General features: G+C 64.5%; 10 protein-coding genes and 1 tRNA gene. 5 read left to right on the top strand and 6 right to left on the bottom strand.

Annotated elements, in window-relative coordinates; all coding sequences use genetic code 11:
* Positions 1 to 68: 68 nt before the first annotated feature.
* Positions 69 to 1,166: an LPS export ABC transporter permease LptG gene (gene lptG, locus OKA11_RS18315; protein ID WP_267223052.1), complete on the bottom strand. Its 1,098-nt coding sequence runs from the start codon at positions 1,164 to 1,166 to the stop codon at positions 69 to 71.
* A gap of 6 nt (positions 1,167 to 1,172) precedes the next feature.
* Positions 1,173 to 2,405: an LPS export ABC transporter permease LptF gene (gene lptF, locus OKA11_RS18310; protein WP_142632258.1), complete on the bottom strand. Its 1,233-nt coding sequence runs from the start codon at positions 2,403 to 2,405 to the stop codon at positions 1,173 to 1,175.
* 292 nt (positions 2,406 to 2,697) lie between these two features.
* Here lptF and OKA11_RS18305 point away from each other — a divergent pair, with 292 nt between their 5' ends.
* Entirely contained in the window at positions 2,698 to 3,285 is a 588-nt protein-coding gene (locus OKA11_RS18305; RefSeq protein ID WP_267222957.1) for a hypothetical protein, read from the top strand.
* A gap of 91 nt (positions 3,286 to 3,376) precedes the next feature.
* On the opposite strand, the gene clpS is transcribed toward OKA11_RS18305, so the two are convergent.
* The 3 genes from clpS to OKA11_RS18290 all read right to left on the bottom strand — a co-directional run bounded on the left by clpS (position 3,377) and on the right by OKA11_RS18290 (position 7,820).
* Positions 3,377 to 3,796 carry an ATP-dependent Clp protease adapter ClpS gene (gene clpS, locus OKA11_RS18300; RefSeq protein ID WP_267222954.1) on the bottom strand — a complete coding sequence of 140 codons (420 nt, stop codon included), beginning with the start codon at positions 3,794 to 3,796 and terminating at the stop codon, positions 3,377 to 3,379.
* A gap of 378 nt (positions 3,797 to 4,174) precedes the next feature.
* Complete coding sequence (locus OKA11_RS18295; protein ID WP_267222952.1) at positions 4,175 to 5,266, bottom strand: phasin family protein; 1,092 nt, start codon at positions 5,264 to 5,266, stop codon at positions 4,175 to 4,177.
* A gap of 646 nt (positions 5,267 to 5,912) precedes the next feature.
* The gene (locus tag OKA11_RS18290) at positions 5,913 to 7,820 is read right to left on the bottom strand and encodes a PHA/PHB synthase family protein (RefSeq protein WP_267222950.1); all 1,908 of its coding nucleotides are present in this window, start codon (positions 7,818 to 7,820) and stop codon (positions 5,913 to 5,915) included.
* 214 nt (positions 7,821 to 8,034) lie between these two features.
* Between OKA11_RS18290 and OKA11_RS18285 the strand changes: the two genes are divergently transcribed.
* Together OKA11_RS18285 and OKA11_RS18280 are read left to right on the top strand one after the other, a co-directional pair.
* Positions 8,035 to 9,234 (top strand): LL-diaminopimelate aminotransferase, encoded by a 1,200-nt coding sequence (locus OKA11_RS18285; protein WP_142632254.1) that lies wholly within the window; start codon positions 8,035 to 8,037, stop codon positions 9,232 to 9,234.
* 393 nt (positions 9,235 to 9,627) lie between these two features.
* The gene (locus OKA11_RS18280) at positions 9,628 to 10,212 is read left to right on the top strand and encodes a winged helix-turn-helix domain-containing protein (protein ID WP_267222947.1); all 585 of its coding nucleotides are present in this window, start codon (positions 9,628 to 9,630) and stop codon (positions 10,210 to 10,212) included.
* 62 nt (positions 10,213 to 10,274) lie between these two features.
* Here the strand turns inward: OKA11_RS18280 and mobA are convergent, their stop codons facing one another.
* Positions 10,275 to 10,799, bottom strand: a complete 525-nt coding sequence (gene mobA / locus OKA11_RS18275) for a molybdenum cofactor guanylyltransferase (RefSeq protein ID WP_267222945.1) — start codon at positions 10,797 to 10,799, stop codon at positions 10,275 to 10,277.
* 209 nt (positions 10,800 to 11,008) lie between these two features.
* Here mobA and OKA11_RS18270 point away from each other — a divergent pair.
* Positions 11,009 to 11,082, top strand: a tRNA-Cys gene (locus OKA11_RS18270).
* 286 nt (positions 11,083 to 11,368) lie between these two features.
* Positions 11,369 to 13,546 (top strand): DNA-directed RNA polymerase (locus OKA11_RS18265; protein WP_267222943.1); only part of this gene is annotated, 2,178 nt, incomplete at its 3' end.

The following is a 13,546-nucleotide window of genomic DNA, read 5'->3' as shown; positions in this document are numbered from 1 at the left end:
ATGCGGGGCCTTTTTTTGTGTGGGGAGAGGAGCAGAACAGGGCGGGTCGTCGCCCCATCCCCCTTGTCCTACTCTTCGGTGCGGATCAGCACCGTCTCGCCGATGAAGGCAAACAGCACGAAGGGCGCCCAGGCCGCGATGAGCGGCGGATAACCGCCGAAATTGCCCATAGCCAGAGCCGCGTTGTCGAGCACGAAGTAGGCAAAGCCCAGCGCCATGCCGATCACCGCGCGGATCAGCAACTGGCCGGAACGGGCCAGACCGAAGGCCGTGACGGCGCCCAGGAGCGGCATCAGCACCGATGAGAAGGGCCCCGAAAGCTTGTGCCACCAGGCCGCATCGAGTTCGCTGGTACGGCGTCCGGCAACCTTCATCGCCTCGATCGACCGGGTGAGTTCGAAGATGTCCTGCGAATCCGCATCGACCTTGGAGAGCATGATCTTGGCAGGGGTGATCCCCGGCGCCACGGTCACTGTAGCGACCCGGCTCGTCGTCGTCTTGGCGACATCGAAGCTGGTGGGGTTTTCGAAGCGCCAGCCGGGATTGGCAAACGTCGCCTTGTCGGCGCGCAGCGTGCGGGTGATGATGCCGTTTTCGTCACGGTTGTAGAACGTCACGCCGTTGAGGACCATGGCATTGCCGTCGCCCTCGATGCTGGAGGCCATCATCAGGTCCCGGCCATCGGCAAGGTAGAGATTGGCGCGGGCGCTCGCAGTCCTGGGGATCGGCCCGTACTTGGCGCCCTGCCAGGCGCTGAGCATCGCGGTAGAACGGGTGACGATGCGCTCGTTGAACGCCAGGCTGCCGACGGAAATCAGCAAGGCCGACAAGAGCAGCGGCGCCAGCACCTGATGGGCCGACAGTCCCGCCGCCTTCATCGAGATGACCTCGCTGTTCTGGTTCAGCGTGGCCAGGGTGATGATCGTGGCCAGCAGCACCGAATAGGGCAGGAACCGCGCGATCAGCTGCGGGATACGCAGCGTCACGTAGTAGAGCAGCTGCGATTCGCCGTTGCCCTTGTAGGCCAGGATGTCACCGCTCTCGCCCAGCAGGTCGAGCACCTGGAGCACCAGTACCAGCATCAGCAGCACGGCAAAGATGCGCACGACAAACAGCCGCGCGAGGTACCAGGTCAATGTGCGTGAAGGGAAGAATTCCATCTCGATCCCAGGTCAGGCCGCGTCTTCGGACGCGATTTCGGGCAATACGGGCCCATGGCGCCGCCGCTTGAGCAGCGACTTGAGCCACTTGACGACGATCTCCGAGCCCTTTTCAAGCCAGCCGAGCGGCTGCCCGCCGGGCACGTAGGCGACCCGCCAGTACATCCACACGATCAATGCCGCGAACAGGGCAAACGGCCCCCAGAGGCCGAGAATCGGGTTCATCTTGCCAAGCGCGGCAACGTCGGCGGCATATTGGTTGACCTTGTGATAGGCCACGACCAGCACGATCGACACGAACAGGCCAAGCGCCGATGTCGAACGCTTGGGCGGGATCGCCAGCGCCACCGCCAGCAGCGGCAGCAGCAGCATCATGATCACCTCGACCATGCGGTAGTTGAAGTTGGCCTGGCTGGAGACCCGCTCTTCCTCGGGCACGCCCTTGTTCCAGCCGAGGTGCATCAGTTCCGGCAGGAGGTACTCGCGGTCCTGGCCGCCACGCTTGCGGAACTTCTCGATCTGCGGAAGCTCGACCGGCAGGTCATGGCGGGTGAAGGTCAGCACGCGCGGGTCCTTGCCCGGCACGTCCTGGATGATCTGCCCGTTGTCGAGCCGCAGGATGATCGTGTCAGGCGCGCCCTTGAGCGCGAGGAACTGGCCTTCGCGCGCGGAGATAGACAGCACCTGGCCCTTGTCGTTGGCCACGCGCGCGAAGATGCCGATCAGGCGGCGGCCCTCGTCGCGGCTCTCGTCGATGCGCAAGGCCACGCGGTCCTTGAGCGTGGTGAACTCGCCGACCTTGATCGAGGCACCCAGTGCGCCCGACTTCAGCTCGTAGTTCAGCTCTTCATAGTAGTAGCGCGAAAGCGGCTGGAGATAGCCGACGATGGCGAAGTTCAGGCCCGCCAGCAGGATCGTCAGGATATAAGGCACCCTGAGCAGCCGCGTGTAGCTGAGGCCGACCGCACGCATGACGTCCAGCTCGCTCGACGTCGCGAGCTTGCGGAAGGCCAGCAGGATGCCCAGCATCAGCCCCAGCGGGATCGCGAGGCTTGCATATTCCGGCAGGAGATTCGCGAGCATCTTGAAGACGACGCCGATCGGCCCGCCTTCCGTCGCGACAAAATCGAAAAGCCGCAACATCTTGTCGAGCACCAGCAGCGAGGCTGCCAGCAGGAAGATGCCGAACATCGGCATCAGCACCAGGCGCAGGATGTAGCGGTCTATGGCGTTTAGGAATTTCACGCTGTGGGGTTCACCGGGACTTCGTCATAATACCGTGCTTCAAAGGCCCTTAAACGCTTGGCGCAGGTGGGCAAAGCGAATTGTCCACGGCCATGCGAAGAACGCCCCCGCGCAGGCCTCCCACGGCGCCGAAAAGGCCCGGGATCGCGACGGGTGGAGCGCCGGCGAGGTATTGGTCCGGCGCCGGGATTCGCTGCGTTTCACTGTTACATCCCCCCTTTTCACGATTGCCTACCCGTCCCCGACTGCGAAGAGCGCCAGCCCCCCCCGATAGGACAAGACTGCTCGCGCCATGCCCTCGCCTCGAACCGACCTGCTGCCGACCCATTTCGATACGCGCCGCTTCTTCCTGCACGAAAGCGGCCCATGCATGTCCGCAGCGCAGCGCCACAAGTTTGCCCGCGACCTCGAGCGGTTTGCCCGGCGCACCGAAGCGGCAGGCCGGCACGATGCCGCCGCCATGATCTTCGAAATGCTGGTGATCTTCGGCAAGGCAGGACGGGACATCGACGCCGCGCGCTGGACGGCTCTGGCGCTGGATGTCACCGCCCAGGTCCGCCGCGGCGACGTCGAAGGCGCAGCCGCCCGCCTGATGCCCCAAGGCGCCGACATCACCCACGAAAGCAGCGATGACGGGCACAGAATCGCGCAGCTGACGATCCGGGACGACAAGATCACCCTTGAGGCCGAAGCGGCCGCATGGTCGCCTGCCGCAGCCATGGTTGCGGTGCTGTTCCGCGCGCTGGCCTGCCATTTCGCGGAAACGCCGGATAGCCCGGCGGATGCCGCGGGACATGGTGACGCAGGCACCGATGCTTGCATGCTGAACGCGGTGATCGGCGAAAACGCCTGCTCTGCCGGGGGTAGTGGCGGGGCCTGACTGCGGCTCGAAGGACACACGTACGGTCCTTCCGAGCGCGATTGCCTGCCATTGAAGGCAAACGGCGCCCCGACGCGTTACGGCCTGTCGCTCAGGCCTTTTCGAGCGTGCATTGCAGCGGGTGCTGGTTCTGCCGCGCGAAATCCATCACCTGGTTCACCTTGGTTTCGGCGATCTCGTAAGGGAAAATCCCGCAGACGCCGACGCCCTTCTGGTGAACATGCAGCATCACCCGCGTCGCCTGCTCCAGATCCATATGGAAAAAGCGCTTGAGGACCATCACCACGAATTCCATCGGGGTGTAGTCATCATTGAGCATCAGCACCTTGAACTGGCTGGGCTTTTTCGGCTTGGCGCGGGTCTTGGTGGCGATGCCGACTTGTTCGCTGCCGTCGCTGTCGCCATTCTCCCCGTCCGGTCCGGATACGACAGGAGCCCCATCATGCACGGCTTCGGCAAGCGTCATGGCGGCGCGCGAAGACGCAGGAAGGCTCGAGCAGGAATCGGACATCGGGGAAATCATCGGGAGAGAATATCGTATCGCCCACCCGAGAAACAAGGCCTGCATCGCGGTTTGTCGCAAAGGCCGGCGCTGAAACGCCCCGAGACCGCCCTGAAACGCACCGACAGTGCCCAGAGCTTACCGCGGAGCGAGATTTACCGGATACAAAATGCCGGAAGCGGATCCGGACAGGTACTGCAGCGGCGCAGCCGCCCCCAAGCGGCGACCGGACGGAATTCCATCCGGCCGCTGGACCGACATGCGAAGAGCGCTCCGGAACGCCCCCTCTTTGCGACAGGCCGGCAACAGGCGCCGGCCAATTCGGCAGAGGGACGGTTCCGGAAGCAGCCCGGTCAACCCCGAGGGCAACCGGGCCGGATCGCCGGATCAGACCGCCGCGTGGCGGGCCTTTTCCATCGCGATGCTGACGCGGCCCGAAAGCGGGGCCATCACATCGCTCATCAGCTTCAGCATGGCTTCGCTGTTCTTCGAGCTGTAGGCGACCGCGCTGTCGAAGTTCTTGCGGGCGATGTCGCCCTGGAGCTTGAAGAAGTCAGTCGGCGACTTGACGGCGGCGAGTTCCTTGATGTCGCCGGTCATGGTGGCGAACGAGGTGCGGCCTTCGCTGACCAGTTCCGAACCCAGGCCCTGCAGGCCTTCGGCAAGGATCTTGCCCGATTCGACGACGGCTTCGAGGTTGCCCTTGGTGAAGTCACCCAGTTCGCCGAGCGCGCCGGTGCCCTTTTCGAATGCGGCCTTGGCCTTGGTCTGGGCGTCGGCAACCGCGTCCTGGAAAGCAGAGAGATTAGCGCTCATGTCCATCGTCGTATCCTCGAGCATGAAGTTGGAGATCAGTCCTGCGAAACTTGAAACGCCCGGCTTTGCCGGTGCGGGCTTGGTGGCCCCGGCCTTTGCCGGAGCTATCTTCGCCGGAGCCGGCCTAGCCGCCGCAGCGGCCTTGGGCGTTGCCGCGAGAGGCGTGGTAACCGCCGGCTTGGCGATGATCCTGGTCTTGCCTGCCTTCGGTGCGGCGGCAGGCTTGGTCGCCTTTGCGGCGACGGGCTTGGGCGCCAGCTTCGGCGCCGGAACCTTGGGAGCGGGAACCTTGGCAGCGGAAACCTTGACGGTCGGCTTGGCCGCGACCTTTACCTTCGCCGCCGGCTTTGCCTTCGCGATCGGTTTTGCCTTGGCTTCCGGTTTTGCGGGGGCCTTGGGGGCAGACGCCTCCTTGGGCGCGGCCGCGACAACCGGTGCCGGCGTGGCGGCAGCAGGCGGTGCCGGCGTGGCCGCCGCCACCGCGGGCCTGGCCGCTTCGACCGGCTTGTCCGCCGCTACAGCCGCCCCGGTGGCGGCCTTGGAATCTGTAGAGGAAGCATCCATCACGGGTTCTGCCTTCTTCACGTCAGGCACTTGTTCCGCCGCGGCTGCATAAGCCTTTTCGGCAAGTGCCTCATCCTTTGCATCGTCCTTCCCGGCCATCTGACTGTTCCTGCGCTCTTGCCGAAAAATCGTACCGATAGGTCTGGACGGAACCGCAGTCGCCCTGGGACCACATCAAGGACCGTGCCGCTCGCCATGAGGGACAAGCCGGGACATCCACGTGATCGAAGCGCCATGCCGGCCCGCGTTCACTGCAACTGAGTCAATTCCTGCGATTCGAAATCTTGTTTTGTTGCAATGCACAATATGGCCTCCACAGCGTGAAGTCAATCTCCCTATGTTGCAGTGCAGCATAAGCGAGTCCGGTCAAGAGCATGCACGGGATCGGCGACCGGCCAGCCGCGTGCCCGGCGCATTCCGCCATGCGAACGACTGCCGAGAGCATCCTGCTAAGCGCCTCATAACGCCGCGAATCTCGCACCGACAGCGCGACTGCAACGAAAATGGAGCAAGCCGCCGCGGCTGTGTCCGCAGCGGCGGGCTTCGCGGTGCAGCGAGAAGTGAACCGGCGTCAGGCGGCGTGAGGCGACCGCAGCCCGCGCCCGCGTGCGGCGCGCTGCGACACGGCGCGCCGCACGCGGGGCGAATCGTTGATGCGCATGGCGGCAGGATCAGGCTGGCCGCCTCAGGCCCTCATCTAATCGAACTCGCATCGAGCGCCCGTGCAGCGCCTGAGGTCAGCCGCCTAGCGCTGGGTGACGTAGCGCCCGGGCGCGTCCTCGATCACCTTGTCGCCGCGCCCGCCCGGACGGCGCTTGCCGCGCGCCGCCACTTGCACGGGATCGAGCGCCTGCAACCACGCCGCCCAGTGCGGCCACCAGCTGCCGGGATGCTCGCTCGCCCCTTCGACAAAGGCGTCGAGCGTCTCGGCACCGGCGTCGTTGGTCCAGTACTGGTACTTGCCCGCCGACGGCGGATTGACCACGCCGGCAATGTGCCCCGACCCCGCCAGCACGAATGTCGAGGGGCCCGCCAGATAGTGCGTCAGCTTCCAGACGCTGCGCGCCGGCGCGATGTGATCCTCGCGCCCGGCCTGGATATAGGTGGGCGTGGTGATGCGATGGAGGTCGATCGGCACCCCGCCGGCCTGCAGCGAATCCGCCACCACCAGCCGGTTGTCACGGTAGAGATCGCGCAAGTAGCTGCGGTGCCAGCGGGCCGGCAGGTTGGTGACGTCGCCGTTCCAGTGAAGCAGGTCGAAGGCCGGATAGTCCTCGCCCAGCAGGTAGTTCTTCTCGACCGTGCTCCAGATCAGGTCGTTGCCGCGCAGGATATTGAAGGTGGCGGCGAGATAGCGGCCGTCGAGATACCCTTCGGGCGAGAGCTTGCCGATCGTCTCGATCTGCTGGTCGTCGATGAAGTTGCGCAGGTCCCCCGCATCCTCGAAATCGACTTGCGCGGTGAAGAAGGTGGCGCTGGCGACCTTGTCCGCCTCGCCCTTGCGCGCCAGCACCGCCAGCGTCGCGGCCAGCGTGGTCCCGGCGACGCAGTAGCCGATGGTGTGGACCGAGGGCACGCCGAGCCGGCCGCGCACGGCGTCGATCGCCTCGATCTGGGCGGCGATATAGTCATCCCAGACCAGATCGGCCATCGAGGCATCGGCCGACTTCCACGAGACCATGAACACAGTCACGCCCTGCTCCACCGCCCAACGCACGAAGCTTTTCTTGGCGTTGAGATCGAGGATGTAGAAGCGGTTGATCCACGGCGGGAAGATCAGCAAGGGCGTCTTGAGCACCTTGTCCGTGGTCGGCGTGTACTGGATCAGCTGGTAGAGCGGCGTCTCGAACACGACCTTGCCCGGCGTCACCGCGATGTTCTCGCCCAGCACGAAGGCACCGGGGCGGACATGGGTGAGCTGGCCCTTGCGCATGTCGTCGAGCAGGTTCTCGAAACCGCGGATCAGGCTTTCCCCCTGCGAGCGGCGCGCGGCCTCCAGCGCGACCGGATTGGTCATCGGGAAGTTTGCGGGGCTCAGCGCATCGACGATCGCGCGGGTGGCGAAGAGCAGCTGGGCCTTGCGCGCCGGCTCCAGCCCTTCGGCCTTCTCGGCGAGGCCGACCAGCTGCTCGCTGAGCATGAGGTAGAGCTGGTGAATCACCGCGAAGAACGGCTGGCGGCGCCATTCGGGGTCGGCAAAGCGGCGGTCGGCACGCGGCAGCACCGGATCGGCGGAGGCACCTTCCCCCGCGTCCTGGCCCGCCCCCTGGCCTGCGCCCTGGCCTGCGGCTGCCGCCGCCGGGCCGAGGCCGTACTGGCCGAGCACCCCGTTGATGAGCTGCGCCGCCTCGTTCCACAGCCGCTGCTGCACGTCGGGATCGGCGAGCGGCAACTGGCGTACGACGGCCTCGGCGGTCGCCACCCACTTGACCGGATCGGACCAATGCCCGGTACCGTCCTTTGCCTTGCCGAGCTGCTCGACCTGGAAATCGGTCCAGATCGAATGCATGCGCCCGGCGATCTCGGCCCAGTGGACCGCGCTCTCCGCCTCGGGAGAACCCTCCTTGGGAACGAGGCCGCCGAAAAGGCCGGTCACCTGACTAGCATGATCCTGGAAAATTCGGGTCATCAGATCGGTGGCGTCGGTCGCCATGTGCGGTCGAACTCCGGCTGGGCGGGACCCGCTGCGAATCCCCTCTGCCTCATTCCTATCCACTGCATCGCCCGCCGCCAACCGGCCAAAACTTGCGCGATCCCCGGAATTCCGATCACACGATTGCGCAAGCACCATTTGCGCGGAGGGTTTATTCCCCTACAGGGGCCGGCACGGCACTTTTCGCCGTGTGTTTTATGGATTCTCAGAGGTCATGGAAGACGAGTTCTACCGCATCAAGCGCCTGCCGCCCTACGTTATCGCCGAAGTCAACGCGATGCGTCATGCGGCACGCCAGGCCGGTAGGGACATCATCGACCTCGGCATGGGCAACCCCGACCTGCCGCCGCCCGCCCACGTGATCGAGAAACTGTGCGAAGTCGCCCAGAAGGAAGACGCGCACGGCTATTCGGCCTCCTCGGGCATTCCCGGCATCCGCCGCGCCCAGGCCAACTACTACGGCCGCCGCTTCAACGTCGATCTCGATCCCGAGACCGAAGTGGTGATGACGATGGGTTCGAAGGAAGGCCTCGCCAGCCTCGCCACCGCGATCACCGCGCCGGGCGACGTGGTGCTCGCGCCCAACCCCAGCTACCCGATCCACACGTTCGGCTTCATCATCGCCGGGGCGACGATCCGCTCGGTGCCGACCACGCCGGACGAGCGCTACTGGGAATCGCTGAACCGCGCGATGGCCTTCACGGTGCCGCGCCCCTCGATCCTGATCGTCAACTACCCCTCGAACCCGACCGCCGAGACGGTGGACCTCGCCTTCTACGAGCGCCTGGTCGCCTGGGCGAAGGAGAACAAGGTCTGGATCCTCTCCGACCTTGCCTATTCCGAACTCTATTTCGACGGCAACCCCACGCGCTCGATCCTCGAAGTGCCCGGCGCCAAGGACGTGGCGGTGGAATTCACCTCGATGTCGAAGACCTTCTCGATGGCGGGCTGGCGCGTCGGCTTCGCGGTGGGCAACCCCAAGCTGATCGCGGCGCTCAAGCGCGTGAAGTCCTACCTCGACTACGGCGCCTTCACGCCGATCCAGGCCGCAGCCTGCGCTGCGCTCAACGGCCCGCAGGACATCGTCGAGAAGAACCGCAATCTCTACCAGAAGCGCCGCGACGTCATGGTCGAGGCGTTCGGCCGCGCCGGCTGGGACATCCCCAGCCCCAAGGCCTCGATGTTCGCCTGGGCGCCGCTGCCGCCCGCCCTCAAGGAAATGGGCAGCCTGGAATTCTCCAAGCAGCTGCTGACCCATGCCGAAGTCGCGGTGGCGCCGGGCGTGGGGTACGGCGAGGACGGCGAAGGCTTCGTGCGCATCGCCATGGTCGAGAACGAGCAGCGGCTGCGCCAGGCCGCGCGCAACATCAAGCGCTACCTCGTCTCGATGGGCGTCAACACCCCGGCAGCCTGATGGAACGCGGCACGGTTCGCCCGCCCGGCGAACCGTGCCGCCCCCCTCGCACACACGGTGCCGTCGCATCGAAACAGATAGCCGGGGGCAAAAGCCAAGTTACCGTTACAGGCACCTTGCCATTGTCCGGGTTTTGCCCGAACAGCCCTGCAATTTTGTACTACTGTAAAATAATAGGTATTGTTACCGGAGCGCCCCTCCCCCCAAAAAGCGCTCATCGGTTACATCTGCCATAGCGGGATTGGGGGGCCAATGACCTATCTGGGCAAGAGCGAATGTCACGCGCCACGCTTTCGCTGGCTGGCGAACAGGGCAATCCCGACGCAGCTTGACCTGCGTCGATGCGGCTGGATCCTGGAGCCCGAGATACAACCATCGCCGGACTGCATCGGCATGATCGACGCCTGCGGCATGGAAACCGGGCAATGGCTGCCCGTGCTGGAGACGCTTCGGCCGGACGTGCGGCGCACCGTGCTGGTATCCGGGGTCAGCGACCCTTCGGAGCGCACCGCGCTGCTGCATGTCGGCTTCGGCGATGTCCTCGCGGCAACGACCGACATTGACGAGCTGGAGGCCCGGGCCAATCGCCTGGCCCAGTTTGCGCAGTGCCTGCCGCGCCGCCGCCGGATCGGCCGCCTCACGCTCGACCTGCTGGCCCGCGAAGCCTTCGGCGACGGCGAGCCGCTGAACCTCAACCCGCGCGAATTCGCGCTGATCTGGCGTCTTGCGGATTCGCTGGGCGAGACGGTCAGCAAGGAATCGCTGATCTACGATGTCTGGCGGATGGGCTTTGTCCCGGAAACCAACAGCGTGGCCGTCCACATGTCGCGCCTGCGCCGCAAGCTGGCCTTTGTCGGCCTGTCCGGGATCATCGAAACGTCACCCAACGGCGGCTACCGCCTGAACGCGCCAGGGACCGAGACCGGCTTTCACGAAGCGCGGACATCGGCGCGCTCCGCCGCGTTCGCGGGCCTGTAAGCAGCGCCCAGCCGCCGCCCAGCAGCGCTCCGCCATGCGCCGGCCCCACCCCGGCGCATGGCTCATCCCTTGCGGGCGAGCGCGGCGAGATCCTCCGGCGTGTTGACGTTGGGGATCGCGATCCCCGCCTCGACCAGACGTGCACCGGCAAGATCGGCAAAGCGCCGCATCGAGTGACGGTCCTCGCTGTGCAGCAGGGCCTCCAGCACCGCCGTCGCCGAAGTCGGCCAGAGGCCGATGACCGGCTGCGCGGCAAGGCATGCGGGGGCCGGGCCCAGCCGCTCCAGCAGGTCGTCCGGCAGGAACGCAGCATCGACACTGCAACTCAGGACATGGTCATACCCCTCGTCCTGCGCATGACGCATGGCGGCGGCAAGCCCGCCCAGAGGCCCCATGTCCGCGCGCGGCCAGTCCGGCAGGGTCGGCGCCGGGGCGGTTTCCCGTCCGGTTACGACGACATGCTCGCACCACCCCGACAGGGCATCCACCGCCAGCGCCAGAAGACTGTGGCCGTCCAGTTCGGCCAACGCCTTGTCGCTGCCGAACCGGCTCGACCGGCCACCTGCAAGAACCGCTCCGAGAATCATGAAAAGATGCTCCGTGAAGGCAAGGACCAGCCCTCTCAAGACCATCTAGCGCGAACTTCGGGGCAGGCGGAAGTGCCGATTGCAACCGCCGGTGCGCTTCCCGCCGGCGATATTGATGCGGACGGCGACAAGGAAATCCACCGAACAAGCGAATCCCCGGTTGCGCCCGACGGATTCCGTTGTTAGGGGCGCACTCCTCCACACCGGATGGCCCGATGGCGGAGTGGTGACGCAGCGGACTGCAAATCCGTGCACGCCGGTTCGATTCCGGCTCGGGCCTCCAAGGTTTCCCTAGGGTTTCGACCCAAGGAAGCCAGAAGTTGAAAGGTGCGGGCAAATTCTGCGGGCAAATCGCTACCCGCACAGGCAGAATTTGACCCCAAAGCAATAGGCTCCGAAGCGTTCGCTTCAGGGGCCTTTTCGCTTTTCCACAGCTAACTTCCCGCCTCCGAAAGTTTCCTGTTGCCCCTTCGGGATCGGTGACACATAGACGCTCCACGATCTGAGACAGTCCACGTTTCAGAATAAAAGGCCACCATACCCTGAGACACCAAACGGGAGCTGCCACGATGCACACTCAAGCCCTTACGACCCTTACGACCCACGACACTCCGACCCTCATCGAAGCCCAGCGCCGCATTGAAACCCGTTCCTCGAAGGAAGGGTATGAGCGCTACATCAAGCAGCAGCAGTCCACCGCCGACAACCTTGGAGGCCAATCTACTGCGGAAGCGGTGAAGATGATCCGTGGGAGCATCCCGCTTGTGTCCGAACAGGTTTCGCTGTGGATCGCGGAGAATGATTACGAAGGACCCGGAAAGCGCCATGCGGCCCTTTCGGTCCTCAAGCGCTTTGACCCCGACCTTCTGGCGTTTATCGCCCTCAACGCCATCTTCTCGGGTATCACTGCCCAGCACCCTGCTGTGACCGTCCAGACGGCTCTCGGGGGGCAGATCGAAGCTGAAGTCATCGCCCTCGACATTGAGGAAGCTGCTGGTCGCAAGGCCACCAAGCGCATGAAGGCTGTGATCGAGAAGAACGGCAGCGCTCGTCAGCGTAAGAAAATCTTCAACAAGCTCGCCTCGGAGCATCTGCCTGAGCATGAGGCTTGGACGCAGGACGTAAAGGTCCGTGTTGGGGAGCCTCTCGTCAGTGCTGTGCTTCAGGCCATGCCCGACATGTTTGAGCTGATGACCCTCCCTCGGGGAGTCAACAAAAGTGAGACGGTCATTCGCCTTACGGACGAAGGGGTCGCCATGTTCGGTAGCCTCCGCGAGAGCATGGCTTGGATGCAGCCGATCCATCGCCCGATGGTCGTCCCTCCGCGCCCTTGGACCGACATGGACACTGGCGCCTACTACGAGGAACGCACTTCCCGCACCGTGAAGCTGGTCCGCACCTTCAACAAGGACCACAAGCGCCTGATCCGCGAGTCCATCGCCGCTGGCCGTATGGACTACGTGCTGAAGGCTGTGAACGTCGCACAGGAAACCTCGTGGGCGATCAACAAGCCCCTGCTCGACCTTGTGCATTGGGTCTTCGAGGAAGGCATCAATGACCTCGGCGTAGCCTCCAACCAGCTCCTGCCGATCCCTGCGAAGCTCGAAGCCTCCGAGTGGGACGCAATGACCCCTGAGCAGCGCAAGGGCCACCGTATGAGCCTTGCTGGTATCCATGAGCGTAACCGGGGCATCGTCTCCGATCAGGCCGTGCTGCTGCGAGACCTTGAGACGGCGAACGAGCTTTCGGGCTTCTACAGCTTCTGGCTCCCTCACAACCTCGATTTCCGGGGTCGTGTGTACCCTGTGCCGCACTTCAACCACCAGCGGGCAGACCACATCAAGTCCATGTTCCGCTTTGCCGAGGGTTGCCCTCTCGGTGAGTACGGCGCTGGCTGGCTGTCGGTCCACCTTGCGAACTGTGGTGACTTCATGACCCCTTCGGGCCGTAAGGCATCGAAGGCATCCTTCGACGACCGCATTCAGTGGGTCGAGGACAACGAGTTCATGATCCTCTCGGTCGGAAAGGACCCGAAGGCCACCGTCGATCTTTGGAAGGAAGCGGATAGCCCCTTCATGTTCGTCGCTGCCTGCATCGAATATTATCAGTGGGTCCAGTCAGGCCGCTCGGAGGCTTTCGTCTCCTACCTGCCTGTCGCTCTGGACGGCTCCAATTCAGGCCTTCAGCACTACTCGGCAGCTATGCGCTCGAAAGAGGAAGCGGCTTACGTCTCCCTTCTCACCAGCGACATTCCTGCGGACCTCTACCAGACCATCGCAGACAAGGCGGTGGCTGAAATCGAGAAGGACGCATCGGAAGGCAACAGCCTCGCCTACACCATCCTTCAGGCAGGCGTTGGCCGCTCGACCGTGAAGCGCAACGTGATGACCTTCGCCTACTCAAGTGAGCAGTTCGGCTTCCGCCAGCAGCTCATGGACGACCTGATGAAGCCCCTGAACGAAGCTGTCTTCCTCGGAAAGCTCGACCGCAACCCCTACGCAATCAACCGCGTCAACAAGGACACCGGAGAAGTCCTCGACGAACTGGACGGAGGCTTTTCGGCAGCAGGCTACCTCGCTGCGAAGGTCTGGCAGGCTGTCACTCAGACTGTCACCAAGGCAACCGAAGGCATGGAGTTCTTCAAGAAAGTGGCGGCTACCCTCGCTCACGAGAAGCTGCCTCTCGTCTGGACGACCCCTCTCGGCCTGCCTGTCGTCCACCGCTACAGCGTGTGGGAGACGAAGACC

The organism is Novosphingobium clariflavum, assembly GCF_026420865.1.
Classification (GTDB): domain Bacteria; phylum Pseudomonadota; class Alphaproteobacteria; order Sphingomonadales; family Sphingomonadaceae; genus Novosphingobium; species Novosphingobium clariflavum.
This window is presented reverse-complemented; position numbering and strand designations above follow the sequence as displayed.

Coding starts and splice junctions, on each gene's coding strand:
- OKA11_RS18305 (WP_267222957.1), top strand. CDS start 2,698: ATGCCCTCGCCTCGAACCGACCTGCTGCCGACCCATTTCGATACGCGC.
- clpS (WP_267222954.1), bottom strand. CDS start 3,796: ATGTCCGATTCCTGCTCGAGCCTTCCTGCGTCTTCGCGCGCCGCCATG.
- OKA11_RS18295 (WP_267222952.1), bottom strand. CDS start 5,266: ATGGCCGGGAAGGACGATGCAAAGGATGAGGCACTTGCCGAAAAGGCT.
- OKA11_RS18290 (WP_267222950.1), bottom strand. CDS start 7,820: ATGGCGACCGACGCCACCGATCTGATGACCCGAATTTTCCAGGATCAT.
- OKA11_RS18285 (WP_142632254.1), top strand. CDS start 8,035: ATGGAAGACGAGTTCTACCGCATCAAGCGCCTGCCGCCCTACGTTATC.
- OKA11_RS18280 (WP_267222947.1), top strand. CDS start 9,628: ATGATCGACGCCTGCGGCATGGAAACCGGGCAATGGCTGCCCGTGCTG.
- mobA (WP_267222945.1), bottom strand. CDS start 10,799: ATGATTCTCGGAGCGGTTCTTGCAGGTGGCCGGTCGAGCCGGTTCGGC.